Origin of the sequence: Agrobacterium sp. Azo12, from assembly GCF_029193765.2 — a bacterium.
Lineage (GTDB): Bacteria > Pseudomonadota > Alphaproteobacteria > Rhizobiales > Rhizobiaceae > Agrobacterium.
This window is the reverse complement of record NZ_JARFYO020000003.1, coordinates 863,925-890,869: the sequence shown is the minus strand read 5'-3', so window position 1 is coordinate 890,869 and position 26,945 is coordinate 863,925. Positions and strand designations below refer to the sequence as shown.

Here is a 26,945-nt window from a genome sequence, read left to right as displayed (position 1 = left end):
ATCGGCATGGACGTCGGCTATATCGGCGATGGCGGTGATGCCTACAAAAGCGAATATGAGAAGACCTACGGCGAAGGCTTCCTGTCTGCCTATGGTGGTTACGCACATGACGCCGTCCTGTTCGCAGCAGCCGCGCTGAACAAGGCCGGAAACACCGACAAAGCCACCGTTCTCAAGGCGATCGAGGATCTGGGCAAAGAAGGCGTCAAAGGCGTGACCGGTGAGATCAAGTTTGATGGGGATGGCCAGCGCACGCATCAGCCCTATCTGAAGTTCAAGGTCGAGGGCGTAAATCTCGTTCCATACGATTGATGTCAGCGTTGCCCGCCGCGATTGCTGCGGGCTTTTTCATCCAAGCCCGCAGCCTGCCCAATGGCGGGAATGACGACCAGTCGCCTTCCCTTTTTACACAATTCCGGATTGGCGACTGCAACCTCGTCCGGAATTGCACAGATGGACATGTCTATGTTTCAATTCCTTTTCGACCTCCTGATCAGGTCCGTCGATCTGGCTCTCATCGCCGTTGCCTTGAGTGCCGTTTACTCCCTGATCAAATTCCCCAATGTCGCACTTGTGCAATATGCCGTGGTGGGCGCTTTCGTGGCGATGTCACTGCATGCAATTGGCCTGCATCTGTTTGTAGCTGGCCTTGCCTCAACGCTTTTCGTTGGTCTCCTCGCAGTCATTTTTAATATTCTGATCTTTGAACGCTTGTTAAAGTCGGATTCCGCCATTGCACTGATCGGCTCGCTGGCGCTCAGCATGATCCTGTCGGCCGTTTTTCTGCTGACCTATGGCCCGACTGCCTACCGCTTCAAATTGCAGGTCTCCCCTGCAATGCGCATTCTCGGTGCCCGCATTACCGATCACCAGATCACCACTCTGCTCGTAACGGCGGTTTCGCTCGGCCTTTTCGCAATTATTTTGTTCAAGACTGGCCTCGGTCGGGAAATGCGCGCAACGGCAACAAACGGCGTTCTCGCCGCTGCGACAGGGATCAACACGCGCCGCGTCACCAATATTGTGGTTTTTTTCTCCGGCATACTTGCAGCCCTTGGCGGCATTACCCTTGCGATGCGCGGCAGCGTCAGCATCGATCTTGGCACGAACATGATGCTACCGATCTTTGCCGCCGCCATTCTCGGTGGGCTTGGCAATGCGCTCGGTGCGATCGTCGGTGCAATCGTCATAGCTGCCGCCGAAACAGCTATCACCAATACCAACATTGGCCCATTCATTGGGGAGGATTTCTACTTCCTGCCCGCAAGCTATGCTCCTGTAGCGTCCTTTGCAATTCTCGTCGTGCTCCTGCTGTTTCGCCCGCGTGGCCTGTTTACCAGCGAGGTGAACCGTGTTTGATTTCTTTATTCATGTCGCCTCGATCGCCTGTCTTTATGGGTTACTGGCGCTCAGCCTCAATTTGCAGGCTGGTTTCACGGGGCTCATCAATTTTGGTCTCATCGCCCTCTTTGGTTGCGGCATCTATGGTGCGGCACTTTCAAAAGGTATGGGCTGGCATCCGCTCGCCGGCCTACCCGCCGGTCTTTTTTTTGCAGCCCTTCTCGCTCTGTTTTACGCTCGGCTCGGGCGCAAACTGTCGAGCGACTATTGGGGTATCGCTACCCTGTCGATCGCTGAAATCCTGCGCATATCCATCACCAACGAGCAGGCACTAACAGGTGGCGCACAGGGGATATCCGGCTTGCCGCTCCTCTTCGCCGAACTCAAACCCTTCGATGGAACGGCCCGACTGGCAGTTTATGTGGTCGTACTGGCTCTTGTCTGGTTCATCTGCCAACGGATCGTTAATAGTTCATTCGGACTGGCCATGAAACTTATGCGTGAAGAACCGCAACTTGCCCGCTCGCTCGGTTATGACTTGGATGCGATCCGCCGTATGGTCATGCTCATCAGCGCCGCCATCGCCGCCTTATCAGGGTTTCTTTACGCTCACTACCTGACTTTCGTCGGCCCGGATCAATTGTTTTCGCCCGAAACCTTCCTGATCTGGTCGATGGTAATCATTGGCGGCATCGGCAACAATTGGGGCGTGGTCGCCGGCGCCATCGTCATGCAATTCGCCATGGCCTATGTCCCGTTTGTCAAGGACGCATTGGACCTGCCGACCGACTTCGTCGCAGCCGCCCGGCTTGTCATCGTCGGGGGCGGCCTCCTTGCCTTTCTTCTCTGGCGTCCGAAAGGGCTTTTCCCTGAAAGAGTAGGAGGCAACCATGGCCGCTAAGCTTCTGGAACTAAAAGACGTCTCAAAAGCATTCGGTGCGCACCGGGTTCTGAATGCCATCAATTTCAACGTCGCGGAAGGAGAGATCGTCGGTTTGCTCGGACCGAACGGCTCGGGCAAAAGCACGGCACTGAATGTCATCTCGGGGTTTCTACCGGTCGATAGCGGCAGTATTCGTCTTGCCAATGCCGAGATAGCCAATGCGTCGCCTCAACGCGTAACGATGCAAGGTCTAGTGCGCACGTTCCAACTTCCCGCAATGCCGCACAAGATGACAGTCCGTGAAGTGCTGCAGGCCGGGGAAAGCCGCAAAGCAGGATTACGCACCATCTTCAGTCCGTTTCGCTTTGACGAGGAGCTGGAAACTCTGTTGGAAGCATTCCGGCTGACACATGTGGCCGATCTTTCCGCCAGCGCGCTGTCAGGTGGACAGAAAAAACTCCTTTCAGTGGCCACCGCTTTGCGCAGCAATCCCCGGCTTCTATGCCTTGATGAACCAACTGCAGGTGTCCACCCCAATCTCAGGGCAGAGATGGTCGCGATCCTCAAGCGCTACAGAGATGCCGGTGTCGCCATTCTTGTGGTCGAGCACGACATGTTGTTCATTCGCGACCTTTGCTCGCGTTGTATTGTCTTCGATCGCGGCGAGATCATTGCTCACTGCACCCCAAGAGAACTTGAAGACAATCCGCGCGTGGTCGAGGCCTATCTCGGCAAGGCCGTTGAAAAGGGAAAGACCACGCTATGATCCATGCCAAAGACATTCGCGCCGGTTATGGCGATGGCGCCGACATTCTCACAGGCATTTCGCTGATGGCAAACCGTAGGGAGATCGTGACCATCCTGGGACCAAATGGCTGCGGAAAGTCAACTCTCCTGAAGACCATTGCCGGCTACGTCCATCCACGCTCCGGCAGCATCACCTTCCAAGGCAAGGAGGTCAGCGACATTCCAATCCACGAAAAGGTTCGCCATCACAAGGTCGGTTATGTACCGCAAACGGACAATGTATTCGGCTCTTTGACGGTCGTTGAAAACATAATGCTGGGGGCTCGCCTGGTCGAAAAGGGCGAGAAGGAAAAGCGTTTCGACGGACTGATGCAGCAATATCCGGCGCTCGCCGCCAAGAAGAACCGAAAGGCCTCAGCACTCTCTGGTGGCGAACGCCAAATTCTGTCGCTGGCTCGGGCGCTGATCTCTGGGCCGGAAATCCTACTCCTGGATGAGCCCTCGGCTGGTCTGTCGCCATTGATGATGCATGACGTCTTTGATGCCATTGCCTCGATCCGCGACAGCGAAAATATGTGCATTCTGATGGTGGAACAGAACGCCTTTGAGGCACTTGGGATTGCAGACCGCGCCTATGTGCTTTCGTTGGGAAATGTCGCGCTGACAGCCAATGCATCTGAGTTGCTAGAAGACCCTGCCATGCGCAAACTCTATCTCGGGGCGGAGATTGAAACGAACTAGACTTCAGGAGCTACAGCGTTGCACGGCGGTCAGCCGCCTTGCAACGCTCAGCCTTACAGGAAAAGCGGAAGGGCTCCGTCGTTCTTGATCTCTTCCATCACAGCGTAGGTGCGCGTTTCGCAAACACCTGGCCAACTGAGCACAATGTCGCCGAGAAAACGCCTATAAGCACTCATGTTCGTTAGCCTGGTTTTTACCAGATAGTCAAAACCGCCGGCGACCATATGGCATTCCAGCACTTCCGGAGCCCGCCTTACGGCGAGCGCAAACTTTTCAAAAACATCCGGGGTCGTCTTGTCGAGTAGAACCTCAATGAAAACAAGCAAATCAAAGCCGATCAGGCCTGGATCAAGTCGGCAACCAAAACCTGTGATAAACCCCTCTCGCTGTAGCCGCCGAAAACGGTCACTCATCGAAGTTTGAGGAATGCCGAGACGCTGCGACAGCTCGGTATTAGAAATCCGTCCATCTGATTGAAGGATAGTCAGGATCCGGCGGTCGGTTTTATCTAGAGAAGGCAAAACTGGCATCCATTAAATATACGAAAAAATATATATTGATATCGAAGGATGTCAATTGCTGTAACTGCGCCGAGATTAAGATTGCTGCGCTGACGCTTCGAACATCGCGGCGTGGAAGCCGGCGCTGATTTGGGAAGTCAGGAAAACAACCGTTTGCGAACACCGCGACTTCTGCTCGGAGCTCTTGAACAGAACCGAACCAGCGGCGGATGATTTTCATCCAAAGCACCTCAAGTGTTCAATGAACTCATTGGGTTCTTTCCAAAAAACAAAACGGGAAATACATTCCAGGGATAACATCGGAGCTCAACATCCGGCTATTTGCAAAATGTTGTGGCAATACAATCTACAGCATTATCGGACGCTCGTACTTTGGCTTCGCTTTGGAAAGGGCAGAAGCCCTGAGACCATCAATTGCGAGCACAACGTGCAAGCCTAACAAGATGAGGAGTTTCACGCAGCTCGATCCGCGACCTGCTTGCTTTTACGTCAGAATATATGTTTGGTCATCGCACGATGACGACACGCACTGTGAAACAGTTGGTGTTTAAAGGATGCTGCATGGGTCAGCAGGGATAGGAAAGCGTATTTGGTGTGATGTGCAAAGATGCCGTCTCGTATCTCGATTTAGGCAATATCGCCACCCATACGCAAGAACGTAACTCGATGATCGATCTTAGAGACGCCAATTACTTTGTGACGATCGCTGAAGCAGGAAGTCTTGCGCTCGCTGCCGAAAAACTTGGGCGAACACAACCAGCTTTGACGAAGTGTATCCAGCGATTGGAGGACGATCTTCGGGTCGAATTGTTTCGTCATGAAGGCCGTCAGCTAGTTCTAACGGAGGCCGGCGATGTATTCCTAGTAAGGATGCGAAGCCTTCTTGGATCCGCATCCGAAATTCGCCGTGAGATATTTGATCTGGGCAAAGGTGTCGTCGGCTCGATAAAGATCGGTAGTGCAGCGACAACGGCTGAGTACATGCTCCCGCATCTGGCTGCTCAACTGATCGATAGAGCCCCTGGTGTGACACTGGAATTGACGGTTGGCATGAATGACGTTTTGGTCCGTGCGCTTGTCGAAAAGTCCATCGACCTTGTGTTTGGTCCTCTGACAACATTGACCAGCGACGGTCAAAAATTTGAATCCTTTTCGCTGGCTACAGACGACGTTGTGGCAGTTGCCAGCAAGGATCACCCTATCTTTGAGCGTCCGGTTATGCTCGACAGCCTTTCGCAATTCAAATGGGTGCTCGCTGGACCAGCAGTCGCGACACGCCAGTGGCTCGACAACAAATTTCGCTCATTGGGGCTTGAAGCACCGCAGGTCCAGATGGAAACAAGTTCGATCTTTCTGCTACCGAGGCTGATTGCTGAGACAAAACTTCTCAGCTTCATCTCCAGGCGGAATCTTGCTCTTGGTGCAGTCGGCGAACATTTGCGGGAGATCCCCCTCGACGCAACAGTCATGCGCCGCGAATTCGGAATCATCCGCTTGCGTGAGGCTTATTTCACACCTGCAGCCAGATTATTGATCAAGATTGCCGAAGAGACCAAGATAAAATTCAATGATGTGCCTTCGCACGCAACTGACAGCACTTTTTGAGAAAACGTGCCCGGCGATAGACTTTTATCGCCCCGCCGGGAAACCAATTCATCTAGCAGATTGAGCTGCTTCATAGGTGACGTTACATTAGACTGGCAAACCTTTCGCCCTCAGGATCGCATCGAAACGCTCCGGGTCAGAAGTCCCTCTCATGTTGCTTTCACGGATCTTCGCCTCCCGATCCAGATGAGCGAGGGTTTTGGGAAGAAGTGTTCCCGCAGCTTCCGCAGGAATGGCGATCACGCCGTCTGGATCACCGAGAACAAGATCTCCCGGTTGGACAACAAGTCCGCCGACAGAGACCGGAACATTGATCTCTCCCGGGCCTTCCTTGCTTGGTCCCCGATGTGTATGCCCGCGAGCGAACACCGGCACGTCGCCTTCGGCCCACTCCGCAAGGTCGCGGATGGCGCCGTCAATAACGAAACCACCGAGTTTCTTGGTCAATGCGGTTGTACGGATAAGCCCACCAATAATAGCCTGAGTGAGATCACCGCCTCCATCGATGACGATAACATCACCAGCCTGCGCCATCATCAAAGCCTTGTGAACCATGAGATTGTCCCCAGGTCGGACACGTACAGTGACCGCCTGCCCGCACATTATCTTTGCGCCGTGATATGAGTTCAGACCCATGGTGCCGATGGATCGCCCCATGCAATCCCCCGCAACAGCGACGGGAACCTTTCCAAATGCCTCGAGAATATCCCGCGGGAGGTCCTCATGTCGCGGATTAATTTGATAACCAGCGGGCCAGACGACGGCCGTGTTGAGTTCAGCGTTCATTGACCAACTCCCATATTGATTTGCATTGCATCTGGATTGATGCAGGCCGATATTGGCGGGTGTTTTCCCTGCAAAAAACCGAGAACATTTTCCGCCGCTCCCTTTGCCATGCCGGCGAGTGCTGCCGGCGTAGATCCTCCGACATGAGGCGTCAGAACCACATTCGCGAGCGTTAGAAGTTCGTTATGCGGCGAGATCGGTTCCTCGACGGTGGTGTCGAGTCCCGCTGCAAAGAGCCTTCCGCCCTTCAATGCCGCCACAAGAGCCTTTTCATCAACGACCTCGCCGCGGGAGGTGTTGATCAGGATCGCATCTTTCGGAAGGGTTGCAAAGGCGCGTGAATCTATTAACGCACGCGTGTGTGCGTTAAGCGGCACATGCAGGCTCAATACATCGCTGTGCGGCAGCAGCTCCTCGACTGATCGCACCATTTTTACACCGTCCAGCGGCGAGACGTTTCCGTAACCGGGATCGTAAGCTGTGACTTTCATGCCAATCGCGAGGCAGGCTCTAGCGAGACGCTGCCCGATTTGGCCACAGCCGATTAGGCCGAGCGTTCGACCACTCAATTCTAGGCCGTCCTGCGCGCGACACCAGTTGCCGCCTCTAATTTCCTTGTCCATCCATGCGATCTTTCGAGAGCAGGCAAGCATCAAACCGAGTGCCATTTCAGCAACCGACTGTGCGTTCGCGCCAGGCGTGACAAAGACCGGAATGTTGCGGGCCGTCGCAGCTGCCACATCAATGTTGCTGACACCTACACCGTGTTTTGAAATGACTTTCAGACTTGGGCAGCTTGCAATGGCCTTGCCAGATAGATTGACCGTGCGAGAGATGACCGCATCGACAGCATTGTTCGCCAAGATACTGCCGACAGTTGCCTCATCGCCGTCTTCATTGAGATAGATCAGGGCGCAGTTGGCCGCTTCCAGGATAGCGACGCCATCGGGATGCAAGGTCGATGCAGTGATGAAAATTGTGTACGCCAAAGATACTTCCTCCATAACGCCGAAGCGATCCAGGAGTTTGGACATATCCCCAGGATGCCTTGGATCGTGCCATTACGGAGCCAGTAAGTGCCCGGTGGTCGAGATTACCTAGTCAATATTGACCCGGCGTCACCGCACGATCATTTGATCCCTACCCACCATTCACATGAAATCAATTTCATTATTTTTATTTTCATATTCCCCACGGGAATATTTTATTCTTTCGCGCGCCATATCGATGGTCTGATGGCGGCAGTCGATATCGAGCACGCATTATTGCCGAAAACGCGCCGATCTCTGTTGCCTTAACACCAATCATTCGACCTCGGCAGTCGCTTGTATAATACGGTCGACGAGCACTTGGCTGGCCGTTGGAATATATCCTCCCTTACGTGTGAAAATTCCAAAATTTCGCTCAAGGGTCATTTCCGAAAAGGGAAGTTCGATCAAATTTTCACCGCCATTCGTTCGCGCGAGATTTTGGCGGGATGTGAAGCTCAGTAGATCGGTGCGTGCGATCAACTTCGGCATCAATGGCAGCGAATTGATTTCCACCTGGACCTGTGGTGGTGGCAGCGAGAGCCGCTCAAAGGCACGCTCTAGCCACACACGCATGCCGACGCTCGATTGCGGTAATATCCATTTGAACTGCTCAAGGTCCTGTAGTGCCACCTCCCGCCCAGCGAGAGGATGATCGCGGCTGGCAACAATGACCACATGATCCTTCATGATCGGTAGACAGTCGAATTCGTCGCTTTCGTAAACCGGACTGATAACCACATCGAGCTCATCGCGTCGAAGATTGTCCATCAAAAAGTCGGTCATACCGATGGTCAGCTTGAGGGTGACATGCGGGTTTGAGCGCGTGAGGTCCTGCAAGATATTGGGCATCAGAAACTCGGTGATAGTCGCCACGACACCGAGGCGGGCATGCCCGCGGGAGCCGGAAACGTAGTCGTGGATTTCGCGCTGCGTCTCGTCAATCGACTGGATAATGTGTCGGGCACGGCGGATCAGAACGTTCCCGACGGGCGTTGGGACGATGAGGCGCCCCTTGCGCTGAAACAATTTCGTGCCTGCCTCCTCCTCCATGCGCATGATGCACTTGGTCAAGGCAGGCTGGGTTATATTCATGCGCGCAGAGGCCAACCGCAAATTGCCACATTCACTGATGGCGACGAGATATCGGAGATCACGCTCATTCATCTAACTCATTCCCACCGGTTATTGAATTTGGAATATTATACATTGGACGTCATCGATTTCTTCGCGATACTCCCATTACATTGAGATTTCAAGCACGATGCAAAAGCCTGTCGGCAACTTGCTTCAATAGACCATGCTGAGGAGAGCAAGTCGTCGCCTTGATGTCACGAAAAAGCAGACACCTGGTTGGGAGGACCATATGAACGCGTTCAGAAAATATCTCGTTTCGACGGCAGTCGCCGTCTCTATAACTGTCGGTATGACAATGTCGGCCACTGGCGCGGAAATCCGCGTTGCTGGTGGAGTCGGCATTCTCTTTGCGCCGATCCACGTGATGAAGCAGGGGCAACTGCTCGAAAAGCACGCAAAGGAAATGGGGCAGGATCTAACTCTTCAGGTGCTGAGCTTTCCGAGTGGCAGTGCTGTGACTGACGCGCTTCTGTCGGGCAATGTCGACATTGTCGCCGCAGGCGTATCCAACGCCGTGCTGCTCTGGTCACGCACCCGCGGCGACGTCAAGAGCATAGCCGCGGTCAGCGGCACGAAAAGCGTGCTGGTCAGCAAGGATCCGGACGTCAAAACTCTAAAGGATTTCAAAGAAACGAGCCGTATTTCGGTGACGTCGCTGAAAATCTCCAATCAGGCGATCTATCTTCAGATGGCTCTGGACAAGGAGTTTGGTGACGCCAAAAAATTCGACCCAATGATGGTTCAGTTGGGTTTTGCAGATGGCGTTCAGTCGATGATGAACCCACAGGGTCCTACGGATGCGATGTTTGCGGGGCCGCCATACTATCAGCAGCTACTCGAACAACCCAATATGCATGCGGTCCTGACCACACTCGATGTTGCAGGACCGACGACCAACCTTTTGGCCTTCAGCACCACAAAATACCACGATGACAACCCCGAGGCGATCAAGGTGTTCCTGGCCGCACTGGAAGAGGCGCAGGAGATGATCAACAAGGACCCAAAGAAAGCCGCCGAACTGTATCTCGCGTCAACCAAAGAGAAGTTCACGGCAGATCAACTGGCCGGCATGTTCGCGGAAGAGGGAAACATCTTCCAGTCTCTACCCCTCGGCGTGCAGCAGACAGCGTCCTTCATGGCCAAAATCGGTCTCATAAAATCTGGACCAGAAAGTTGGCGGGAATTCTTCTTTTCCGATCTGCAGTCTGTACCTGGGGCGGAGGCCGCCAATTGATCGCCCGTCACAATACGGAGGAAACAGCCATGAACGTCAATCTGACGATGCCCGCAAATCGAGTTCAAGAAATCGAAAAAGCGAGACCCATTCTCGATATTTCAGATGTCACGCTGCAATATACGGCTGGCCAGTTATCGATCCTGGCAACCCACAAGGTCAGTGCCCAGGTGTTCAAAGCCGACCGTTTCGTTTTGCTCGGACCATCCGGATGCGGAAAATCAACGCTGTTGAAAGCGATAGGTGGGTTCCACAAGCCGAGTGAAGGCGAGATCAAACTCAACGGCAAAAAAGTCGTCGGTCCCGGTCCGGACCGCATGATGGTGTTTCAGGAATTCGACCAGCTCCTGCCATGGAAAACCGTGGTTCAGAACATCATGTTCCCTCTTATCGAATCCGGAAGGCTAAAAAACCGGAAGGAGGCCGAGCAACGCGCCCGGCACTATCTCAACAAGGTCAATCTGACGAAATTCGCGGATAACTATCCGCACATGTTGTCAGGCGGCATGAAACAGCGCGTGGCAATCGCCCGGGGAATGGCGATGGAACCCGATATTCTGCTGATGGACGAGCCATTCGCGGCTCTCGATGCCCTCACCCGCGTAAAAATGCAAGACGAGTTGCTTGAGCTTTGGGACGATACGCATTTCACTGTCCTTTTCGTCACGCACTCCATCGCCGAAGCCATCAAGATCGGCAACCGAATTCTGCTTTTGTCTCCGCACCCCGGACAGGTGAAGGCGGAACTAAATGGCCTTTCACGCGAGGATGCCGCCGGCCCGAAGGGCAGTGCACTTGAGCGGGACATTCACGACATGCTGTTTGCCGACAACGCGAGCCCGGAGGTTGAACACCATGGCTGACATTAGCACAACTTCACTCCACAATTATCGCCCGGAGATACGACGCGAGCCGGCCAATGCCGAGGCTTTCGGGATGGTAGAACGCAAGTTAACATTCTGGGAGCAAATCTATGGCTCCGGTCCGGCGCGGAAATTTGTTATTCTCGCGCTATTGGCACTGATCTGGGAAATCTACGGACGAACCATCGACAATCCATTGCTGTTCCCCACTTTTTCGGAGACTGTTACCGCGCTTGTTGCAGGCATAGGGTCGGGCGAACTCTTGCAAAGGATATGGGCGTCGCTGCAGGTTTTGCTGACCGGTTACGTCATCGGCATCTTTGCGGCTGCAGTGCTAACGATGGTAGCGATCAGCACCCGCATTGGCGAAGACCTGATGGTAACGTTGACGGCTATGTTCAGCCCGCTACCGGCGATCGCCCTCCTGCCGCTTGCGCTCATCTGGTTCGGTCTCGGATCAGGAAGCCTTGTATTTGTGCTGGTACATTCGGTCCTTTGGGCAGTGGCACTCAACACATTTTCCGGTTTCCAGTCGACATCACGCACCCTGCGGATGGTTGGCCGCAATTACGGGCTTAAGGGGTGGCGTTTCGTCAGCAGGATTTTAATCCCGGCAGCCCTTCCCAGCATCGTGACCGGCCTGAAAATTGGATGGGCCTTCGCATGGCGTACGCTGATCGCCGCCGAAATGGTCTTTGGCGTCTCGTCAGGCCAAGGCGGTCTTGGTTGGTTCATTTTTCAAAGCAAGAACATGCTCGACATTCCGTCCGTCTTCGCGGGTCTTCTCAGCGTCATACTGATCGGTCTGTTCGTAGAAGGCATCCTTTTCAAACTGCTCGAAGACCGCACCGTTCGTCGCTGGGCGATGCAAAATTGATCGTCTGCGACACGCAGATCCAAACACACTGGAGGAAAACAAATGAACACCAATGTTGCGAAAAAAGACGTCGCCTTGGAAAACCGCGATATAGTAGAGACCATCGCCGCCTATTTCCGCTCTGAGCATTGGCTGAAGGTGGTCGAGGTGCTGAGCATAACTGCCGAGCCGATCTACCATGCTCATGCCTATATCGAGACGCAGATCCATCCTCTCAGCTTGGAAGAAATCGTCAAAGGGTATTTCGACAAAATCGGCAGACCCGTGCATCGCAAGATCGAAATTTTCACATCCGGACAGATTGCGGACTCTGGCTCAATCCATGGGATCGAACCGCATGGCATGCCGCATTTCGATCTTTTGTGGAAGTATTCCAGGACGGCACTCATCGAGCCCGCCAAGCGTGACCACAACGTTGAATACTGGGGCCAAAGCTACATGGACCAGTTCTATACAAAATATCCGTTCAAGACCGAACTGGATGCACAGGAGCAGGCAGAACTGGAAGGTTACTTCGAAACAGCAGCTTTCCAGAAATATTGCGAGCTTAATGAGCACCCCGACGTCGTACACATCCATGCCAATGTCGAAACCTCCGCCCATCCCGACCTCATACGCACCGCTGCTTTAAAGGCGATGGCAAAGCGTGGCTGGGATATTGAGGAAGCTGTGCCCGTAGCTTTCCAGATGCGCGGCCAGATGCATGGAAAGATCGTCTTCATCGGCAACACGCCCGAGAAGATCTTCGACATTGCCTGGTCATTCAATCCGGCGATTACGCTCATCCCGAGCACGCGCTACTGGCTGACGACGGAAAACCCGACCTACGATGCCCGCACCATGCACGAGTTGCCATTGCTCCTGAAGCGCGATCCCTACCTCCAGCTTTCGTTCAGGGAAATCGAAGCAGTCGTTGCTGCCATCTGAAAAAAACCATCAAGGAAAAATCAATGACCTCTTCCCACTTTTCATCCGCCAGCGGCCAGGGCGGCCGCGTTGTCGCGGCTCGTATCCATCCAAACCGTGACGTGTTGCAGTCGATCGAGGAAATTTGCCTCGCTCATAAGATTTCCTGCGGACAGATCACAACGACGATCGGAAGTCTGAAGCGCGTAGCCTTACACTATGTCAGCCGAGTGGAGCCAGATCCCAAGCTCGGCTATACGACGCAGCTCATCATGGAAGGTCCCTTCAGCCTCCTCACAGGTCAGGGGCTGGTTTCGCCGAGCGAAGAACCCGGGCGTCTGAACATCCATTATCATGCAGTGATCAGTGGTGAAAACGACGTCGTGTATGGTGGCCATATCGAGCCGGGAACGATCACCTTGACCACGCTCGATCTTTTTATAAGCGAGGTACAAGGCGTTGATATCATCCGTGGTCGTGATCCCCAGACCGGTGTGATTGTCACAACCATTCAGGCTGCAGCCGCATGAAAGGCACGTCCATGAAAGTCTTCATTACCCAGCCTCTGGAACAAGAGGCCATCACGATGCTGGAGAATGCCGGCATCGAGACAGTCTGCAGCGGCGTCAGCCGTCCGCTGACACGCGGCGAGTTTCTCGACGGCATCAAGGATGCTGACGGAGTGATTTTTGTCTGGCACACTGAAGAGCTGGACAAGGAAGCTTTCGATCACGCTCCTAAACTGAAAATAGCCGCACGACGTGGTGTCGGCTATGACAATATCGATATTGAGGAGGCGGCGCGACGCGGTGTCGATGTGACAGTGACCCCGGTCCATACCCACACTATCGCGGACCTGACCTTCGGCCTGATGATCAATGCGGCCCGCAAGTTGCACCATGCAGACGCGTTCGTCCGCGGCGGCCATTGGACGGAGGCTGGCACTTGGGTCGCGCAGCGTTTTATGGGCTTCGACGTTTCCTACAAGACCATCGGGATCATCGGGTTCGGAAAAATTGGCAAGCATATGGCCAAGCGTGCACGTGGTTTTGACATGGAAGTACTCTATAGCGATGTCATCCGCCAGCCAGAAGCCGAGAAGGAATTAGGCGCTACATTTGTGTCGCTTGATGAACTTTATGCCCGTGCCGACTTCATTTCGGTTAACTGCGCACTGACGGAAAAAACTCGCCGCATGATAGATGCCAAGGCAATAGCAAAGATGAAAGAAACGGCGGTCATCGTATTGTCGGCACGTGGGGGCATCGTAGACGAGGAAGCCCTTTACCAAGCGCTATCGACGGGAAAACTGGGTGCTGCAGGTCTTGATGTTTTTGAAGAAGAACCCGTGTCACCAGACAACCCACTTTTGAAGCTGGAAAACACGGCCTTCTCACCCCACCTGGGTACCAGTGTCATGGAAACACGCATTCGCATGGCGACAACAGCAGCGGAGGACGTCATCCGCGTTCTGAACCAGCAGGAGCCAATCTACTCTCTGCTCAAGCGTGCCGGTTGACCAAAAGCGGCATTCGAAAGAAAGTCGCGAGTGGTTTCCGCTCGCGACGAAGGACCGTTATAAAAAATAATCCAACAAACTAGTGATGGTTGAAGGTCGCCTTGAAGGGATCTGAATTCGCGACACCTACACAGTTATCTGAACCAGGGAGTGATCACTGTCAGCCCCGTAGCCTCGAAGGGGCTGGTGTCGCGAGTTGCAATCGCCAATCTGTTTGCTGCCGCTGTCGCTGCGATGAAGCCATCAGCCGTGCCGATAGCTTTCCCGGACAAGCGAGGACGTGCCATCAGTTCGGAATAGAACTGGGAAGTAAGCGAGATCGAAGGACAGTACGCGCCCGGAAAAGTGGGGCCGCACTTCGCCCTCGAGGCGGTCGCAAAGGGTATTTTGCCGTTTCCCTGAAGGCATCGTAGCGATCCCAAGCGAAGCTCTGCAATGGTTATCGTGGAGAGGCAAAGCGTTTCGATAGCTTCGGCGTCCAACTCTTGTGGGGTCGTGCTTTCGCGTTCCAAAGTAGATTGATGAGTAGTCAGTGATATTGTCACAGCAGTCGCATATAATAGACTCAACTGTCCGTTCCGCCTTCATCTGCCATCTAAGCTGTCCTTTTGTTGGCACGATTAATAATGTTTGGGAGATGGGGACGGAATCTCGATGCAGGGAAGGCGAAAGCAGTCTCGATTAGGACGATGCTGAGGATGTCTGGCGGGCGCTGGCGGGGACCCCGGTTCCGATCGTCCACCCCGACGTTTCACCTGCCATTCCTATGACGACATCCTCATAGGCCGTCATCTCGGCCGCCTCGTCGGCAATTTCATCTGCAATGTCAAAGGGTATGACGATAACGCCGTCATCATCACTCACCAAGATATCTCAAGGGAAAACGGCAACATCACTGCAGCCGATCGGCACCTTGATATCAATTGCCTCATGCAAGCGTCAGATTGGTCGGGCTGGATGGCCGGTTGTGATAGGCTGGCATATATAGTTCACCAATTGTCATCGTATCCGCACCCGCATACCCTTCCACAGGTGTCTGCGGATCCTGTGTTTGCGGAACTTATCGTAAACTGCTGAGTTTGGATTTTGATGCCGTGTAGGAAGACCAGAAGTCGGGACACCGACGTTTCACGGTCGATGACCATTATCGTGATCTATCGACTAGTCGAAATGACTACCGAGCCTTCTTTTACCGGCGTCAAATTGCGAGCCAACTCATCAAGGAACGTTTAAATGCAAATAAATACAGTCGTCTGGGGCGAGAATATTCATGAGCATATCAGTGAAACTGTTGGCTCGATCTATCCAAACGGCATGCACTCCGCCATAGCCGAAGCCTTGAACAAGCATTCAGATATCACTGCGACCACTGCCACCCTTCAGGAAAATGAACATGGCCTGCCGCAGGCAAGGCTTGATCAGACGGATGTCCTTATCTGGTGGGGACATAAGGATCACGGAGCGGTTGAGGACGAAATCGTCGAACGTGTGGTAAAACGCGTGTGGGAAGGCATGGGCTTAATCGTGCTTCACTCCGGTCATTTTTCAAAGCCGTTTAAGCGCCTGATGGGCACTCCTTGCGCGCTGAAATGGCGCGAGGCCGGCGAGCGCGAACGTGTCTGGACCATCAATCCCCGTCACCCCATTGCAAAAGGGCTGCCGGAACATTTCGAGCTTGAAAACGAGGAAATGTACGGTGAGCAATTCTCGGTGCCAGAACCGTTAGAAACGGTGTTTATCTCTTGGTTTCAGGGTGGTGAGGTGTTCCGCTCCGGCCTAACCTGGCGGCGGGGCGCGGGGAACATCTTCTATTTCCGACCGGGTCATGAAACCTACCCCACCTATCACGACGCCAATGTCCAGAAGGTCATCGGCAATGCGGTCAAGTGGGCATATAATCCGTCAGGCGCGTTAAAGACGATCCACGATGCGCCGAACGTCCCCGTCGATCAGGCACCCGAGCCAATCGAGGAACGTGGCCCCAAACTGCACAAGGCGGGTGAAGCAGGTTACAGGTAATCAATTATGAAGCTTCTTATTCTTGGAACCGGTGGAATGGCGAACAGCCATGTCATGCATTTCTCGCAGATCTCAGGAGTGGAGTTGATTGCGGCGGTCGATGTTGATGACGTCGTCGTTCGCGCCTTTGCCTTGCGCCATAATATTCCTCTCACCTTCACATCGCTCGACGACGCGTTGGCCTGGGGTGAATTTGACGCAGCGGCAAATGTCACACCGGATGCGATACATCACCCCACGACGTTGAAGCTGCTCGCTGCTGGTAAACATGTGTTTTGCGAAAAGCCGCTGGCGGAAACCTATGAAAAGGCCGCCGAAATGGCGGAGGCCGCCGAAACAGCGGGGCTTATCGGAATGGTCAATTTGACCTACCGCGACGTCGCGCCGCTTCAGGCGGCACGGCAGATGGTGATGGAAGGCCGGATCGGTAAGCTAAGGCACCTCGAAGCTTCCTATCTTCAGAGCTGGCTTGTATCCAAAGCCTGGGGTGATTGGATGACGGAGAGCAAATGGTTGTGGCGTCTTTCCACCAAACATGGCTCTAACGGTGTACTCGGTGATGTCGGCATCCACATTCTCGATTTCGCATCGTACGGAGCAGGCAGCGACGTGGAGCGAATTTTCACGCGCTTGAAGACCTTCGATAAATATGAAGGCAACAGAATAGACGCCTACGATCTGGATGCCAATGACAGCTTCACCATGACGGCTGAATTTGAAAATGGAGCCATGGGTGTAATCCACGCAACACGCTGGGCAACCGGTCACCTAAATGAACTGCGTCTTCGTCTTCACGGTGACCAGGGAGCCCTGGAAGTCATTCACACTCCCGATTACTCCACGCTCCGCGGTTGTCTGGGCGACGATGTGGACAAGGCCATCTGGAGAGACCTCCAAGTAGAGCCCGTACCCACCAACTATGAAAAGTTTGCGTCAATCGTCATGGACGGAGGGATGGCGGATCCTACGTTTCGACACGCCGCGAACCTCCAAAAAATACTTGATCTGTCAATCGTGACTGACCGGGAGCGACGTGAACTTAGCGTTATCCCTTAGCAACTGAAAGTTAACCCGTTCAATCGGGATTACCAAAACCGCCAGTGAAGAATGTGGAAGCTGGCTTCATACCCGCTTCCACTGTCAAAAAGGAATTTTGGTTATGACACAGACACTTCCAGAGTAATTGGCACTGCAGACAGAGCCTTTGAAACCGGGCAGCTCTCCTTGGCCTTATTCGCGATTTCGCTGAAGACGGCGTAATCGGCGCCTGGAACAGAACCACGGAGCGTCAAGGCGATTTCGGTGATCGCAAAACCCTCACCGACCTTGTCAAGGGTGACCACGGCCGTCGTATCGAGATCGGTCGCAGTATATCCGGCTTCTCCAAGCATTTTGGAGAGGGCCATCGTGAAGCAGGCTGCGTGAGCTGCACCGATCAACTCTTCTGGGTTCGTTCCCTTGACACCTTCAAAGCGAGTGTTGAACCCGTAAGGATGCGAACTAAGAGAGCCGCTCTCTGTCGATATTTCGCCCTTTCCGTCCTTGATGCCGCCCTTCCAGTGAGCCGAACCGTTCTTTTGTATAGCCATAGTAATGTTCTCCTCAGGTTTGATAAATTAGCTGACGCCGAGTGGCGGGCCGGTAGGTTTGTAATGCAGAAATTAAGACACGTCTCAGCTATCCAAAATGACGTGCAGCTAGGTAACCGCACGCACTGGCTACGCCAGTCAGCATTGTCCCCCAAATGAGGTCGACGACACTCATCAACACTGGCCAACCGCGGATGGTGGAGAGGTTCGTCATATCGTAAGTGCCATAGGCGGCCAATCCAAGCACTGCTCCGTAACAAATGGCGACCCAAAGTGAGCCAGCTTCAAGTCCGGGCAGAACTGCAAGAATGACGATTGCCACCGCGAAAAACGCGTAGAAGATAGCCGCAACTGCAAAGTTCAATTTGGGAAGCATCAAGTGGCCAAGTTGGCCCCGATAAAAGTTCTTCGCTACAAAACCTAGCCAAATGGCATCTATCAAAAGAAAGGAAATCAGAGTTCCAGCGTAAGCAAGACCGATCATTCGTCGACATCCTGACAGGTTGTTTCAGCTACAAGAGAACACAGCAGCGTCGGACTTGTTCCGGCTTCGTGGCGTCAACTCGATCAGAGCCTTCGATCAGAGCAAAGAGAGCGGCTGGACGGAGAAGGACGGAAAGGAAACGATCGGACATCATTCCGGTCGCCGCATTGTTGAGATCAAAACGCAAAAACAAAGGTGAACTCACTGAAGTCGACTACGAAGTCTCGACACGGTCGACGGCTCCCTGTTGACTGATGCCCTTCCACCGGTCGTCGTGATCGAGCGCGAGGAGACTGGTCCCATCACTTTCCTGCTCGAACAGCTTGATCTCGAATGGAACGGTGCAGCGCCTGGCTCGCGCATAGCCTGCAACGATCTGCTGCGGTTGGTATTCATCCACGTTCTGCGCGCCTACCTGGCACGCCAGACCTCGCAGCATCCGGGTTGGCTTGCTGGACTTGCCGACGCACGCCTTGCGCCATCCCTGCGGGCGATCCATGCGCAACCGGCGCGCAGATGGACAGTAGATGCACTGGCCGAACTTGCAGGACTGTCACGCTCGGCCTTCGCCGAGAGATTTCGCGCTACTGTTGGATCCTCACCGATAGATTATCTTGCCAACTGGCGGATGCGGCTTGCGGCAGCAAGGCTGCGTCGTGGCAATGAGCCATTGTCACGGATCGCTCAATCCTTCGGTTACAACTCAGACAGTGCCTTTGCCGCCACATTCCGGCGCGTTGTTGGGCAGTCTCCTGCGCGCTACCGCAGCCTGCACCGAGACCAGGCGGACGCTTAGCCGTCACGGTCCCATCAGCGCATCGGAGCGCACCGCTTCAATGATAAAATCAAGCACTGTCCGTACACGAGGGGGAAGGTGCCTGCGCGACGCGTAGACGACATTAATCGGCACGCGCGCCGGCGGAAAATCAGGCATGAGATTGACCAGCCTTCCGGCAGCGATATCTGGGCTGGAGAGAATATGTGAAAGCACAGCTAGTCCGCCACCAGAAAGTGTGGCGCGATGCGCCGCGGTCGCATTGTCGAAAATCATCCGCGGAGCCACTTTGACTTGCACCAAGTCAGCACCATTCAAAAATGTCCAAAGCCGTCCCTCTCCTCCGCGACTGTAACAGATGATGTTGTGCCCAAGGATTTCGTCGGGCGTCACGGGCGCAGCGTGTGCGGAAAGATATTCGGGCGTCGCAACCAGATAGGCAGTCGTCCAGCCGATCCTCCTGCAGATCAAACGATTATCGGTAATTTCACCGAGCCGGACTTCTAGATCGATCCCTTCTCCGATCAAATCGGACGCCTCTTCTCGGAAGGTCATTTCGATCGTCAAAGCCGGATATGCATCAAGGAAGGCTGGAAGTTGCTTACTGAGATAGAGGCCGAGTGGCGCCGGGAGACAGACCTTCACCTTGCCAGAAGGAAGGATTCCCTCGGGAGGCCCTGTTTCGCCAAGCGCTTCAACCGCCTCGATTGCCCTCAGCGCCATCGGCAACATCTGCTCCCCTTCGACTGTAAGCGATAGCGCATTGGTACTCCGATGTAACAAACGCATGCTGAAATGCGCTTCGAGCGCTGACACCTGACGCGAGACGGCTGGCTGCGTCAGCCCGAGGTCCAGAGCCGCGGCGGAAAAAGAACCTGTTTCCACGACCCGCACAAACGTTTTCAAAGCACAAATCACGTCCATCGCCCGTCCCCTCATACTTCTAAGCATAAGCGTTATGCGTTCAGCTTAAGCAGCTTTTGATTGCACGTCCAGTAATTACGGATATTTTATATCCATAAGGATATTATGAGTCCTTAATAACGGAGATAACTATGTCACAGCGCCTGAACTACGCCGCCCAGTCCCCGGAATTTTTCAAGAAGATCTCTGAGCTCAGCATGTCGTTGAAGGACAGTGCGATCGAGCAGCCAATCCGCAATCTCGTCAATATTCGTGCCTCGCAACTCAATGGCTGCGCTTTCTGCGTCGACATGCATATCAAAGAGGCCAAGATCAGTGGCGAGCGTGAACTGCGGTTACATCACGTCTCAATCTGGCGCGAATCCACCCTATTCGCTCCACGCGAGCGCGCAGCACTTGCCTGGACAGAAGCGCTTACAGAATTGCCCGCGGGCGGCATCCCGGATGAACTCTACGAGCGGGTTCGTGGTCAGCTTTCGGAGAAAGAAGTATCCGACCTAACCTTCTCGATCATGACGATCAATGCGTGGAACCGCATCAGCATTGCTTTCAAGTCGGTGCCAGGTTCTGCCGACAAGCTCTATGGTCTCGAGAAGTCCGGCCTGAACTGAGCGGCTGGCGAACGGCTACCCCAACAACGAACAAAACGTCAGCGCGTCTGACAAAGGAAAATATCATGAAAATCGTTATCATCGGCGGGACCGGACTGATTGGTTCGAAAACCACCGAACGCCTGAGAGCGAAGGGTCACGAGGTCATTGCCGCGTCCCCTAACACCGGTATCAATACGATCACTGGCGAAGGTTTGGCAGAGGCACTGATCGGCGCCGAAGTCGTGTTGGACCTCGCCAACTCACCATCGTTTGAAGACGGGGCCGTCCTTGAGTTCTTCGAAACGTCTGGCCGCAATCTGCTCGCAGCGGAAAGAACAGCGGGTGTCAAACATCATGTTGCCCTGTCGGTTGTCGGAACCGAACGCCTCCAGGAAAGCGGCTATTTCCGCGCCAAATTGGTTCAGGAAAAGCTGATCAAAGACGCTGGTATTCCCTATACGATTGTCCATTCAACCCAGTTCATGGAGTTTCTGGCGGGCATCGCACAATCAAGCATGGTGGGTGGAAAAGTTCATCTTTCACCCGCTTTCGTCCAGCCGATCGCTTCGGACGATGTCGCCGATGCCATGGCCGACGTCGCCTTGGCCGCTCCGGTCAATGGTGTGGTCGAAATCGCTGGGCCAGAGCGTTTTCATCTTCACGAGCTTGTCGCGCGCTATCTGCAAGCGACGGCTGATGGCCGCGAAGTCGTCCCAGACCCTGAGGCGCGGTATTTCGGCGCACGGTTGGACGATGGATCGCTGGTCAGCGACGCCAACCCGCGCCTCGGCGCAATTGATTTCGACACGTGGTTCGCCACGGCACCACGCAAGTAACCACCGAGCGAATTCCTAGAAAGGATAAATCCAATGGTAAGACACGGCATCGCGGTTTTCGCCAGTGTGATCTTCTCCACCTGCACCGCCTCCGCCCACGACACCAAGACTGGGCCGGCATCGAATGTCACGGTGGTGTATGAGCACCAACTGCCCAACGTTCCCGGCAAGAGCATCAAGGGTGTGCTGGTCGAGTACGGCCCAGGTGGCTTTTCGGAGGCCCATACCCATCCGCAGTCGGCATTTATTTATGCCACTGTACTCGAGGGCTCGATCCTCAGCCAGGTTAACGATGGCCCGGTCAAGGAATACAAAGCTGGCGAAAACTTTTCGGAATTACCGGGTGACCGTCACGGGGTCAGCAAGAATGGCAGTGACTTCAAACCTGCAAAGCTACTTGCGGTGTTTGTGGTCGATAATGACCAAGATGATTTGGTCTTCCCGATTAACAAATAAGTTCTCAAGGGCGAGATGTCGCTACATCTGGCCTTTTCTTCTGTTTTTTCTCCAGTTGATCGGAGCGTCACGCCATGTCCAGTCACTTTGGATTTTTCGCATTCGCGGTGGTGAATGCACTCGGCGTGATCGGCATCATCATCTGGCTCCTCCAAGGTCGGAAGAGACCTACTGCTCGGTTGATTGTCCAGATCCTTTTTTTCCTGTCGATGACCACCGTACTTGTTTGCGCCGGCATAGTCCCATACCGGGTCACCGCAAGCGAACTCCCAGGTGCGCAAAGTTATCTCGCGACATCGGCACGGGTTTTCTGGTGGGTACATTTTGCTTGGGCAGCGATCGGCATTGTCCGGCTCTACATCGTCCTCGACCGTCGGCCACAAGAAGCGCGGCTGATTCAGGATTTGATTATCGCCGGCGTTTATGTCGGGGTAACCTTATCAATTATCGGCTTCGTTTTCGGAGCACCGATCGGCACACTCGTTGCAACGTCCGGAGTGGTGGCGATCATAGTGGGTCTTGCATTGCAAAACACGCTAAGTGACGTATTTTCCGGGATCGCGCTGACAGTGGGCAAGCCGTTTTCGATCGGAGACTGGATTAATCTTGCCGATGGCACGGAAGGACGCGTGGTCCAGAACGATTGGCGCTCCACACAGATCCTAACACCTGCCCACAATATCGTCGTTTTGCCAAACAGCACACTAGCCAAAATCGGGCTTACCAATCTCACTCGCCCCGACGAAACACACCTGATTGTGTTGCCGATGAGGATTTCTGCCGGCCGCAAGCCTTCAGAAATCGAGGATGCTCTAATATCCGTTTTGCAGACATGCCTTTGCATCGTTCAGGATCCAAAGCCGGTCGTAGCGCTGAAGGGCATTGATGCCATGGCACTCGATATTGAGCTTCAGTTCCGTGTTACGAGCCCGGCCCAGCGAACGCCGGCGCGCAATGAGGTCATAAATGCTGTTCACCAGCAACTAGCACGTTCAGGATTGTCATTTGCAATGCCTTCGCACAGTTTCCTCGTGTCTGCCGCGACGATATCGGGAAATACCGTCGCGCGATCTTCAGCCCGCGCGCTTTAGCACCCATTCAAACGTTCCTGCCCATATTGCCGGATCAACCTCCTTCTCCAGCGTTCTGCCGAGATCCGCAAACGTCGCCCTACGCAACGCGGCACGCCAGGCCTCGTCCGCCTCCCACATGATACGGGCGATCGCGCACGGGCCACTCTCGCAGAAGTCCTTCGGACGGCAGGGACTGTTGGCGCGAATGTTTTGGCAGACAAAGGTGCGGCCACTGCCCTCCACTGCTTCGACAACGTCGAGAAACGTCAGTTCTCCGGCAGGCTTGGCAAGCCGATATCCACCTGATGGCCCCAGCGTCGTATGGACGAGACCTGCTTGAGACAGACTTTGCAGTGCTTTAGAGAGATACTCCTTTGGCAACCCATGGAGTTCAGCAAGCGCCTTTGTTGAGAGATATCTCCCCTCCGGCAAACCCGACAGGATGGCGCAGCAGTGTAGCGCCCACTCAACTTGGCTTTTGAGGATCATGAAAGCATTCCGGTAACGCCAAAGGACGGCAATTAAGGATATATAATATCCCTATTGTGGCAAACTGTAAATGCCGTCCAACGCCATTTTAGCTTTAGCAGACGTCCGGCTCGGCGTTGATCCCGGCCCGCGTCCGAAAGGTCGAATTGATTAGTAGTCAATAATCTCACGCTGCCCTTAGTTTGCAACGGAGGCTGCCATCGAAGTAAATAAAATGTTGAGGGTAACCGCCGTTCAGCAAATGGTCTTCGTCATAGTCATCTGTTTGGGGTCTGCCCGTTGCTTGAATTGAAGTGGACGGTCGAGGCACAGAGCAAGCCATGGTGATCGAAGATACCGTTGACACGGCTGGCCAACCCTTGCCGATCGCTTTGAGGTTAGAAGTTCTGCGTCCCGAAAAAAATAGCTCATCCAGCCACAGCACAGGCGAACTGAAGTGCCTCCCCCCATGGCAACGATGTCGGATGAAAACCACAGGCTTTGAGCTGACGATCAACGAGCAGCCAACGCGTCGGCAATCCAATGATGAGACATCAGTAACGTCACATCTCCGTGTAACGGTATTAAACTGTCTCATCCTTGAGTCTACAGAGCGCCGTTTCCCATAACGAAAAGATTAGGTTGAACTGAGGACGTGCCGCACCCAAGGCAGGTTGCGCCGTGCTCCTTCGCGTCAAGACACCGATCACATTCCATAAACAAGCATAGGGACCTTCATGACAAGGCGTCTCCGAAGTTAATGATTTTAGCGGTGTTGCTCACCACGTGGGTCGTCATCATAGCTCTAGTCGTGTGGCTTTTCTCGAGGCAATGAGCTGCGTATCCTCTTTGCGAAGGACCCGGTTGTCGATCGCCTGGACAAATAGGATATCAGCACTGGAGGTGAAACTAGGGACTTGGAGGAGCAACAGCGAGCCCGGCTTGACGCAATCCTTCGGCAAGTTGCTCTGTGACAGGTTCAGAAATGTTGTTAAGCCGAAACTCTGCGTAAAAATTGGTCCCGTAGTTTGGGCGCTTTTCGAGCAGCTTTCCGATTGCGTGGCCCGCCTCTGATAAGGATGTCGAACCGTCGTGAGAACAATTGCTCCGTCGTGATTTCGTCCAAAGTATTGCTGGCACCTTCAAGCCGAACCACAACTGTACCCCCAAGCAGCATGGCAGCAGCCCGGCGCATTTGCCAGAGAACATTATAGGATCAGATTATCGGAGCCGAAGTTGATTAGGCTTAGGCCCGGTTTATGGCTGAGGAGCGAACGAGATAATACGGTCGACATTCAACACGTCGGCCAACCTCCCTGCTCCAGCCTCTGCAATGGCCACATCTTCCGCGACAGTACCACCGCTGACGCCGATCGCACCGATTGCGTGGCCTTAGAACTGGATCGGTATCCCTCCCCCGAACACGACTACGCACCCGTTGTGGGAATGCTGGATCCCGAATAGCTCCGCGCCCGGCTGAGCAAGCGCGTTCAGCTTGTCCGTCCTAACGTTGAAAATCTGCGCGGTGAACGCCTTGTTGATTGCCAGTTCAACCGATCCGGATATCGCATCGTCCCTACGCTCGGGTCATGTGAAGCCGAAAGCGTTGGTTTGAGGCAGGTCATTTCACTATCCATTTTCGGGTGGCCGACCGCCGTTTGTTGGCGGCCGTCCACAATGCTGAATGATCAGGCTGCGCGAACCCGCGCCTGTCTCAAGGCGGTGAGTAGTGCTTCAGCAGCCTCGCCGGAAGATCCCGGGTTCTGGCCGGTGATGAGCTGGCGATCGACGACCGTGTGAACGCCCCAGTCCTGCACCTTGGAAAACACAGCGCCTTGGGCGATGAGTACGTCCTCGACCAAAAAGGGCACTACCTTGGTTAGGCCAACGCCTTCTTCTTCGGTGTTGGTGAAACCTGTGAGGTAACGACCCTGAGCAAACGGTGTGCCATCTGCATTCTTGACGTGGCGCAGCACGCCCGGAGCATGGCAGACAAGCGCGATGGTCTTGCCGGCAGTGATGAAGGATTCGATTAGCGCGATGGAATTCGTGTCTTCAGCCAGATCCCACATCGGGCCGTGACCGCCTGGATAGAAAACCGTGTCGAAGTCCTTCTGGTCGACGCTGTCGAGGCGCACCGTCTGGGCGAGCTGCGCGTTCGCTTCAACGTCTGCCTTGAAGCGGGCTGTCAGTTCCGTCTGAAACATCGGCTCGTCACTCTTCGGATCAAGCGGTGGCTGGCCGCCCTTTGGCGAGGCGAGCGTGATCTCGGCGCCAGCATCCTTGAAGACATAGTAGGGAGCGGCCAGCTCCTCGAGCCAGAAGCCGGTCTTGCGGCCGGTGTCGCCGAGCGTGTCGTGCGAAGTCAGTACCATGAGAACTTTCATCGTCTTATCCTTTGATGGTCGCGGCCGGATCGGCCTGGCTTGTCGATCAGCGCTGCTGGCCTTTCGATGAAGTGATCATGTCATCTGCAGAGATATATGAGAAATTTACTTATTGGATTTTAGATATTCACGTGCCATTATAACTCGATGAAATACGATCTGAACCTTCTGCCCGTGTTCCTGGCCCTCATGGAGGAACGAAGCGTTACGCGTGCCGCCAGCCGTCTCGGCATCACGCAGCCTGCGCTGTCGAATTCGCTCAACCGGTTGCGTGACATGCTGAAAGATCCACTGTTTATCCGGGAACGGTACGGAATAAGGCCAACACAGCTTGCCGAAGAGATCGCGCCAACCATCGAGGCAGCCCTGGCACAGATCGACAATCTCGTCGTCCATCAGCAGGGTTTCGATCCGGCAAGTGCGGAGCGGCTGTTCCTAATCGCGCCGAACAGTTACGTAGAACTGATCCTGATGCCGGCGCTTGTAGCGAGGCTGCGGGAATATGCTCCGGGGATCAAACTTCGCATGACCCCATACGGCAACGATCTGGCCGAGACTGGCGTCATCTCAGGGACGACCGCCATGGTGCTGGGACGGGTAATCGATCCGCCTGACAACCTCGTCGTCCAGCATCTGATGGACGATGGGCTTGCTTGCATTGTGCGCCGTGACCACCCGGACGTTGGTGATAGACTAACCCGAGAACGCTATGAGAGCTTGAAGCACGTTAACGTCCTTCCACCGGGTCGCATCAAGGCTGGAGTTTTCCAAGCCCTCGGGCAACAAAACCTCAAACGTGAGGTCGCCGTTTCCGTCACGCATTTCCTAGCAGTTCCCGAGATGGTCGCTGTGACCGACTACTGTGCTACGCTTCCACGGCTGATCTGCCGCAGCCTCGAGCGTGACCCTCGACTGAAGATCATTGAAGCGCCTGTCGATCTCGGAACATTCCCGGTCGAGATGGCCTGGCATGTGAGATATCGCCACGATCCCGCACACAGGTGGCTCAGAGGCGTGGTGAGTGAACTCGCCAAAGACTTGGTCGCCTCATAGAAACCGTCGCTGCGTTTCACAAAAAGCGATACAGCATTCGTACTGAACCAAATAGAACCACCGCCCCGTTGTAGAAGCGGCGATCTCAATCCTGGCTCTT

General features: G+C 54.3%; 32 protein-coding genes and 4 pseudogenes. 22 read left to right on the top strand and 14 right to left on the bottom strand.

From position 1 onward, the window contains the following. Positions 1–312 (top strand): ABC transporter substrate-binding protein (locus PYL13_RS26085; RefSeq protein WP_303299158.1); only part of this gene is annotated, 312 nt, incomplete at its 5' end. 2 nt (positions 313–314) lie between these two features. On the opposite strand, the gene PYL13_RS26080 is transcribed toward PYL13_RS26085, so the two are convergent. After that, positions 315–461, bottom strand: a complete 147-nt coding sequence (locus PYL13_RS26080; protein WP_275642838.1) for a hypothetical protein — start codon at positions 459–461, stop codon at positions 315–317. Between the two features lie 4 nt (positions 462–465). Here PYL13_RS26080 and PYL13_RS26075 point away from each other — a divergent pair, with 4 nt between their 5' ends. The 4 genes from PYL13_RS26075 to PYL13_RS26060 are packed head-to-tail and all read left to right on the top strand — an operon-like array spanning position 466 to position 3,712. Next, positions 466–1,359 carry a branched-chain amino acid ABC transporter permease gene (locus tag PYL13_RS26075; RefSeq protein ID WP_275642837.1) on the top strand — a complete coding sequence of 298 codons (894 nt, stop codon included), beginning with the start codon at positions 466–468 and terminating at the stop codon, positions 1,357–1,359. Further along, positions 1,352–2,242 (top strand): branched-chain amino acid ABC transporter permease, encoded by an 891-nt coding sequence (locus PYL13_RS26070; RefSeq protein ID WP_275642836.1) that lies wholly within the window; start codon positions 1,352–1,354, stop codon positions 2,240–2,242. The genes PYL13_RS26075 and PYL13_RS26070 overlap by 8 nt, the downstream gene beginning before the upstream one ends. Next, on the top strand, positions 2,232–2,990 hold the full coding sequence (locus PYL13_RS26065) for an ABC transporter ATP-binding protein (protein WP_275642835.1): 759 nt from the start codon (positions 2,232–2,234) through the stop codon (positions 2,988–2,990). The genes PYL13_RS26070 and PYL13_RS26065 overlap by 11 nt, the downstream gene beginning before the upstream one ends. Continuing rightward, entirely contained in the window at positions 2,987–3,712 is a 726-nt protein-coding gene (locus PYL13_RS26060; protein WP_275642834.1) for an ABC transporter ATP-binding protein, read from the top strand. Before PYL13_RS26065 ends, PYL13_RS26060 begins: the two co-directional genes overlap by 4 nt. A gap of 53 nt (positions 3,713–3,765) precedes the next feature. Here PYL13_RS26060 and PYL13_RS26055 read toward each other — a convergent pair whose 3' ends face one another. Then, complete coding sequence (locus PYL13_RS26055) at positions 3,766–4,233, bottom strand: Lrp/AsnC ligand binding domain-containing protein (protein WP_275643077.1); 468 nt, start codon at positions 4,231–4,233, stop codon at positions 3,766–3,768. Beyond that, positions 4,217–4,453 (bottom strand): hypothetical protein, encoded by a 237-nt coding sequence (locus PYL13_RS26050; protein WP_275642833.1) that lies wholly within the window; start codon positions 4,451–4,453, stop codon positions 4,217–4,219. The genes PYL13_RS26055 and PYL13_RS26050 overlap by 17 nt, the downstream gene beginning before the upstream one ends. A gap of 446 nt (positions 4,454–4,899) precedes the next feature. On the opposite strand from PYL13_RS26050, the gene PYL13_RS26045 reads away from it, so the two are divergent. Then, on the top strand, positions 4,900–5,838 hold the full coding sequence (locus PYL13_RS26045) for a LysR family transcriptional regulator (protein WP_303299157.1): 939 nt from the start codon (positions 4,900–4,902) through the stop codon (positions 5,836–5,838). 87 nt (positions 5,839–5,925) lie between these two features. On the opposite strand, the gene PYL13_RS26040 is transcribed toward PYL13_RS26045, so the two are convergent. The 3 genes from PYL13_RS26040 to PYL13_RS26030 form a co-directional block, all read right to left on the bottom strand. Further along, entirely contained in the window at positions 5,926–6,624 is a 699-nt protein-coding gene (locus PYL13_RS26040) for an RraA family protein (protein ID WP_275642831.1), read from the bottom strand. Beyond that, positions 6,621–7,658, bottom strand: coding sequence for a hydroxyacid dehydrogenase (locus tag PYL13_RS26035; protein ID WP_275642830.1), 1,038 nt, complete (start codon positions 7,656–7,658; stop codon positions 6,621–6,623). Before PYL13_RS26035 ends, PYL13_RS26040 begins: the two co-directional genes overlap by 4 nt. Before the next feature lie 270 nt (positions 7,659–7,928). After that, positions 7,929–8,819 (bottom strand): LysR family transcriptional regulator, encoded by an 891-nt coding sequence (locus tag PYL13_RS26030; protein ID WP_275642829.1) that lies wholly within the window; start codon positions 8,817–8,819, stop codon positions 7,929–7,931. Between the two features lie 199 nt (positions 8,820–9,018). Here PYL13_RS26030 and PYL13_RS26025 point away from each other — a divergent pair, with 199 nt between their 5' ends. From PYL13_RS26025 to PYL13_RS26000, 6 genes are all read left to right on the top strand, one after another. Continuing rightward, the gene (locus tag PYL13_RS26025) at positions 9,019–10,023 is read left to right on the top strand and encodes an ABC transporter substrate-binding protein (RefSeq protein ID WP_275642828.1); all 1,005 of its coding nucleotides are present in this window, start codon (positions 9,019–9,021) and stop codon (positions 10,021–10,023) included. Between the two features lie 29 nt (positions 10,024–10,052). After that, a complete protein-coding gene (locus PYL13_RS26020; protein ID WP_275642827.1) occupies positions 10,053–10,886 on the top strand; it encodes an ABC transporter ATP-binding protein in 834 nt (277 codons plus the stop codon). Positions 10,887–10,959: 73 nt separating this feature from the next. Further along, positions 10,960–11,763 (top strand): ABC transporter permease, encoded by an 804-nt coding sequence (locus PYL13_RS26015; RefSeq protein WP_275643076.1) that lies wholly within the window; start codon positions 10,960–10,962, stop codon positions 11,761–11,763. A 42-nt stretch (positions 11,764–11,805) separates the two neighbouring features. Continuing rightward, the gene (locus PYL13_RS26010; RefSeq protein ID WP_275642826.1) at positions 11,806–12,690 is read left to right on the top strand and encodes a hypothetical protein; all 885 of its coding nucleotides are present in this window, start codon (positions 11,806–11,808) and stop codon (positions 12,688–12,690) included. 23 nt (positions 12,691–12,713) lie between these two features. After that, positions 12,714–13,199, top strand: coding sequence for a PPC domain-containing DNA-binding protein (locus PYL13_RS26005; protein ID WP_275642825.1), 486 nt, complete (start codon positions 12,714–12,716; stop codon positions 13,197–13,199). Positions 13,200–13,210: 11 nt separating this feature from the next. Continuing rightward, entirely contained in the window at positions 13,211–14,188 is a 978-nt protein-coding gene (locus PYL13_RS26000; protein ID WP_275642824.1) for a 2-hydroxyacid dehydrogenase, read from the top strand. A 134-nt stretch (positions 14,189–14,322) separates the two neighbouring features. Here PYL13_RS26000 and PYL13_RS25995 read toward each other — a convergent pair. Both PYL13_RS25995 and PYL13_RS25990 read right to left on the bottom strand, forming a co-directional pair. Further along, positions 14,323–14,670, bottom strand: a pseudogene (locus PYL13_RS25995) (PIN domain-containing protein); the annotation flags it as partial. A 286-nt stretch (positions 14,671–14,956) separates the two neighbouring features. Beyond that, positions 14,957–15,197: pseudogene (locus PYL13_RS25990) on the bottom strand (ribonuclease activity regulator RraA); the annotation flags it as partial. A 224-nt stretch (positions 15,198–15,421) separates the two neighbouring features. Between PYL13_RS25990 and PYL13_RS25985 the strand changes: the two are divergent. Beyond that, positions 15,422–16,207, top strand: a complete 786-nt coding sequence (locus tag PYL13_RS25985) for a ThuA domain-containing protein (RefSeq protein ID WP_275642823.1) — start codon at positions 15,422–15,424, stop codon at positions 16,205–16,207. 6 nt (positions 16,208–16,213) lie between these two features. Further along, complete coding sequence (locus tag PYL13_RS25980; protein WP_250983806.1) at positions 16,214–17,263, top strand: Gfo/Idh/MocA family protein; 1,050 nt, start codon at positions 16,214–16,216, stop codon at positions 17,261–17,263. Positions 17,264–17,364: 101 nt separating this feature from the next. Here the strand turns inward: PYL13_RS25980 and PYL13_RS25975 are convergent, their stop codons facing one another. Together PYL13_RS25975 and PYL13_RS25970 are read right to left on the bottom strand one after the other, a co-directional pair. Further along, the gene (locus tag PYL13_RS25975) at positions 17,365–17,796 is read right to left on the bottom strand and encodes an OsmC family protein (protein WP_275642822.1); all 432 of its coding nucleotides are present in this window, start codon (positions 17,794–17,796) and stop codon (positions 17,365–17,367) included. Between the two features lie 88 nt (positions 17,797–17,884). Further along, a complete protein-coding gene (locus PYL13_RS25970; RefSeq protein ID WP_275642821.1) occupies positions 17,885–18,280 on the bottom strand; it encodes a DUF2177 family protein in 396 nt (131 codons plus the stop codon). Between the two features lie 19 nt (positions 18,281–18,299). On the opposite strand from PYL13_RS25970, the gene PYL13_RS27030 reads away from it, so the two are divergent. The 3 genes and pseudogenes from PYL13_RS27030 to PYL13_RS25965 all read left to right on the top strand — a co-directional run bounded on the left by PYL13_RS27030 (position 18,300) and on the right by PYL13_RS25965 (position 19,076). Then, positions 18,300–18,479, top strand: a complete 180-nt coding sequence (locus PYL13_RS27030; RefSeq protein ID WP_368077708.1) for a DUF3140 domain-containing protein — start codon at positions 18,300–18,302, stop codon at positions 18,477–18,479. 36 nt (positions 18,480–18,515) lie between these two features. Beyond that, positions 18,516–18,689: pseudogene (locus PYL13_RS27025) on the top strand (cupin domain-containing protein); the annotation flags it as partial. After that, positions 18,666–19,076 (top strand): helix-turn-helix transcriptional regulator, encoded by a 411-nt coding sequence (locus PYL13_RS25965; RefSeq protein WP_368077713.1) that lies wholly within the window; start codon positions 18,666–18,668, stop codon positions 19,074–19,076. The pseudogene PYL13_RS27025 and the gene PYL13_RS25965, both read left to right, overlap by 24 nt. Positions 19,077–19,079: 3 nt before the next feature. Here PYL13_RS25965 and PYL13_RS25960 read toward each other — a convergent pair whose 3' ends face one another. Continuing rightward, positions 19,080–19,979, bottom strand: coding sequence for a LysR family transcriptional regulator (locus PYL13_RS25960; RefSeq protein ID WP_275642819.1), 900 nt, complete (start codon positions 19,977–19,979; stop codon positions 19,080–19,082). 131 nt (positions 19,980–20,110) lie between these two features. On the opposite strand from PYL13_RS25960, the gene PYL13_RS25955 reads away from it, so the two are divergent. The 4 genes from PYL13_RS25955 (at position 20,111) to PYL13_RS25940 (ending at position 22,955) form a co-directional block, all read left to right on the top strand. After that, positions 20,111–20,590 carry a carboxymuconolactone decarboxylase family protein gene (locus PYL13_RS25955; RefSeq protein WP_250983812.1) on the top strand — a complete coding sequence of 160 codons (480 nt, stop codon included), beginning with the start codon at positions 20,111–20,113 and terminating at the stop codon, positions 20,588–20,590. Between the two features lie 65 nt (positions 20,591–20,655). Next, the gene (locus PYL13_RS25950; protein WP_275642818.1) at positions 20,656–21,408 is read left to right on the top strand and encodes an SDR family oxidoreductase; all 753 of its coding nucleotides are present in this window, start codon (positions 20,656–20,658) and stop codon (positions 21,406–21,408) included. A 33-nt stretch (positions 21,409–21,441) separates the two neighbouring features. After that, positions 21,442–21,864, top strand: coding sequence for a cupin domain-containing protein (locus PYL13_RS25945; protein ID WP_275642817.1), 423 nt, complete (start codon positions 21,442–21,444; stop codon positions 21,862–21,864). Between the two features lie 74 nt (positions 21,865–21,938). Beyond that, positions 21,939–22,955 (top strand): mechanosensitive ion channel family protein, encoded by a 1,017-nt coding sequence (locus PYL13_RS25940; protein WP_275642816.1) that lies wholly within the window; start codon positions 21,939–21,941, stop codon positions 22,953–22,955. Here PYL13_RS25940 and PYL13_RS25935 read toward each other — a convergent pair. From PYL13_RS25935 to PYL13_RS25930, 3 genes and pseudogenes are all read right to left on the bottom strand, one after another. Then, on the bottom strand, positions 22,938–23,426 hold the full coding sequence (locus PYL13_RS25935; protein WP_275642815.1) for an RrF2 family transcriptional regulator: 489 nt from the start codon (positions 23,424–23,426) through the stop codon (positions 22,938–22,940). The two genes, PYL13_RS25940 and PYL13_RS25935, sit on opposite strands and share 18 nt — an antisense overlap. 1,371 nt (positions 23,427–24,797) lie before the next feature. Continuing rightward, a pseudogene (locus PYL13_RS27020) lies at positions 24,798–24,974 on the bottom strand (GlcG/HbpS family heme-binding protein); the annotation flags it as partial. 119 nt (positions 24,975–25,093) lie between these two features. Next, positions 25,094–25,792, bottom strand: coding sequence for a type 1 glutamine amidotransferase domain-containing protein (locus PYL13_RS25930; protein ID WP_275642814.1), 699 nt, complete (start codon positions 25,790–25,792; stop codon positions 25,094–25,096). 147 nt (positions 25,793–25,939) lie between these two features. Here PYL13_RS25930 and PYL13_RS25925 point away from each other — a divergent pair, with 147 nt between their 5' ends. After that, positions 25,940–26,845 (top strand): LysR substrate-binding domain-containing protein, encoded by a 906-nt coding sequence (locus PYL13_RS25925; protein WP_275642813.1) that lies wholly within the window; start codon positions 25,940–25,942, stop codon positions 26,843–26,845. The last annotated feature ends 100 nt before the right edge of the window (positions 26,846–26,945 follow it).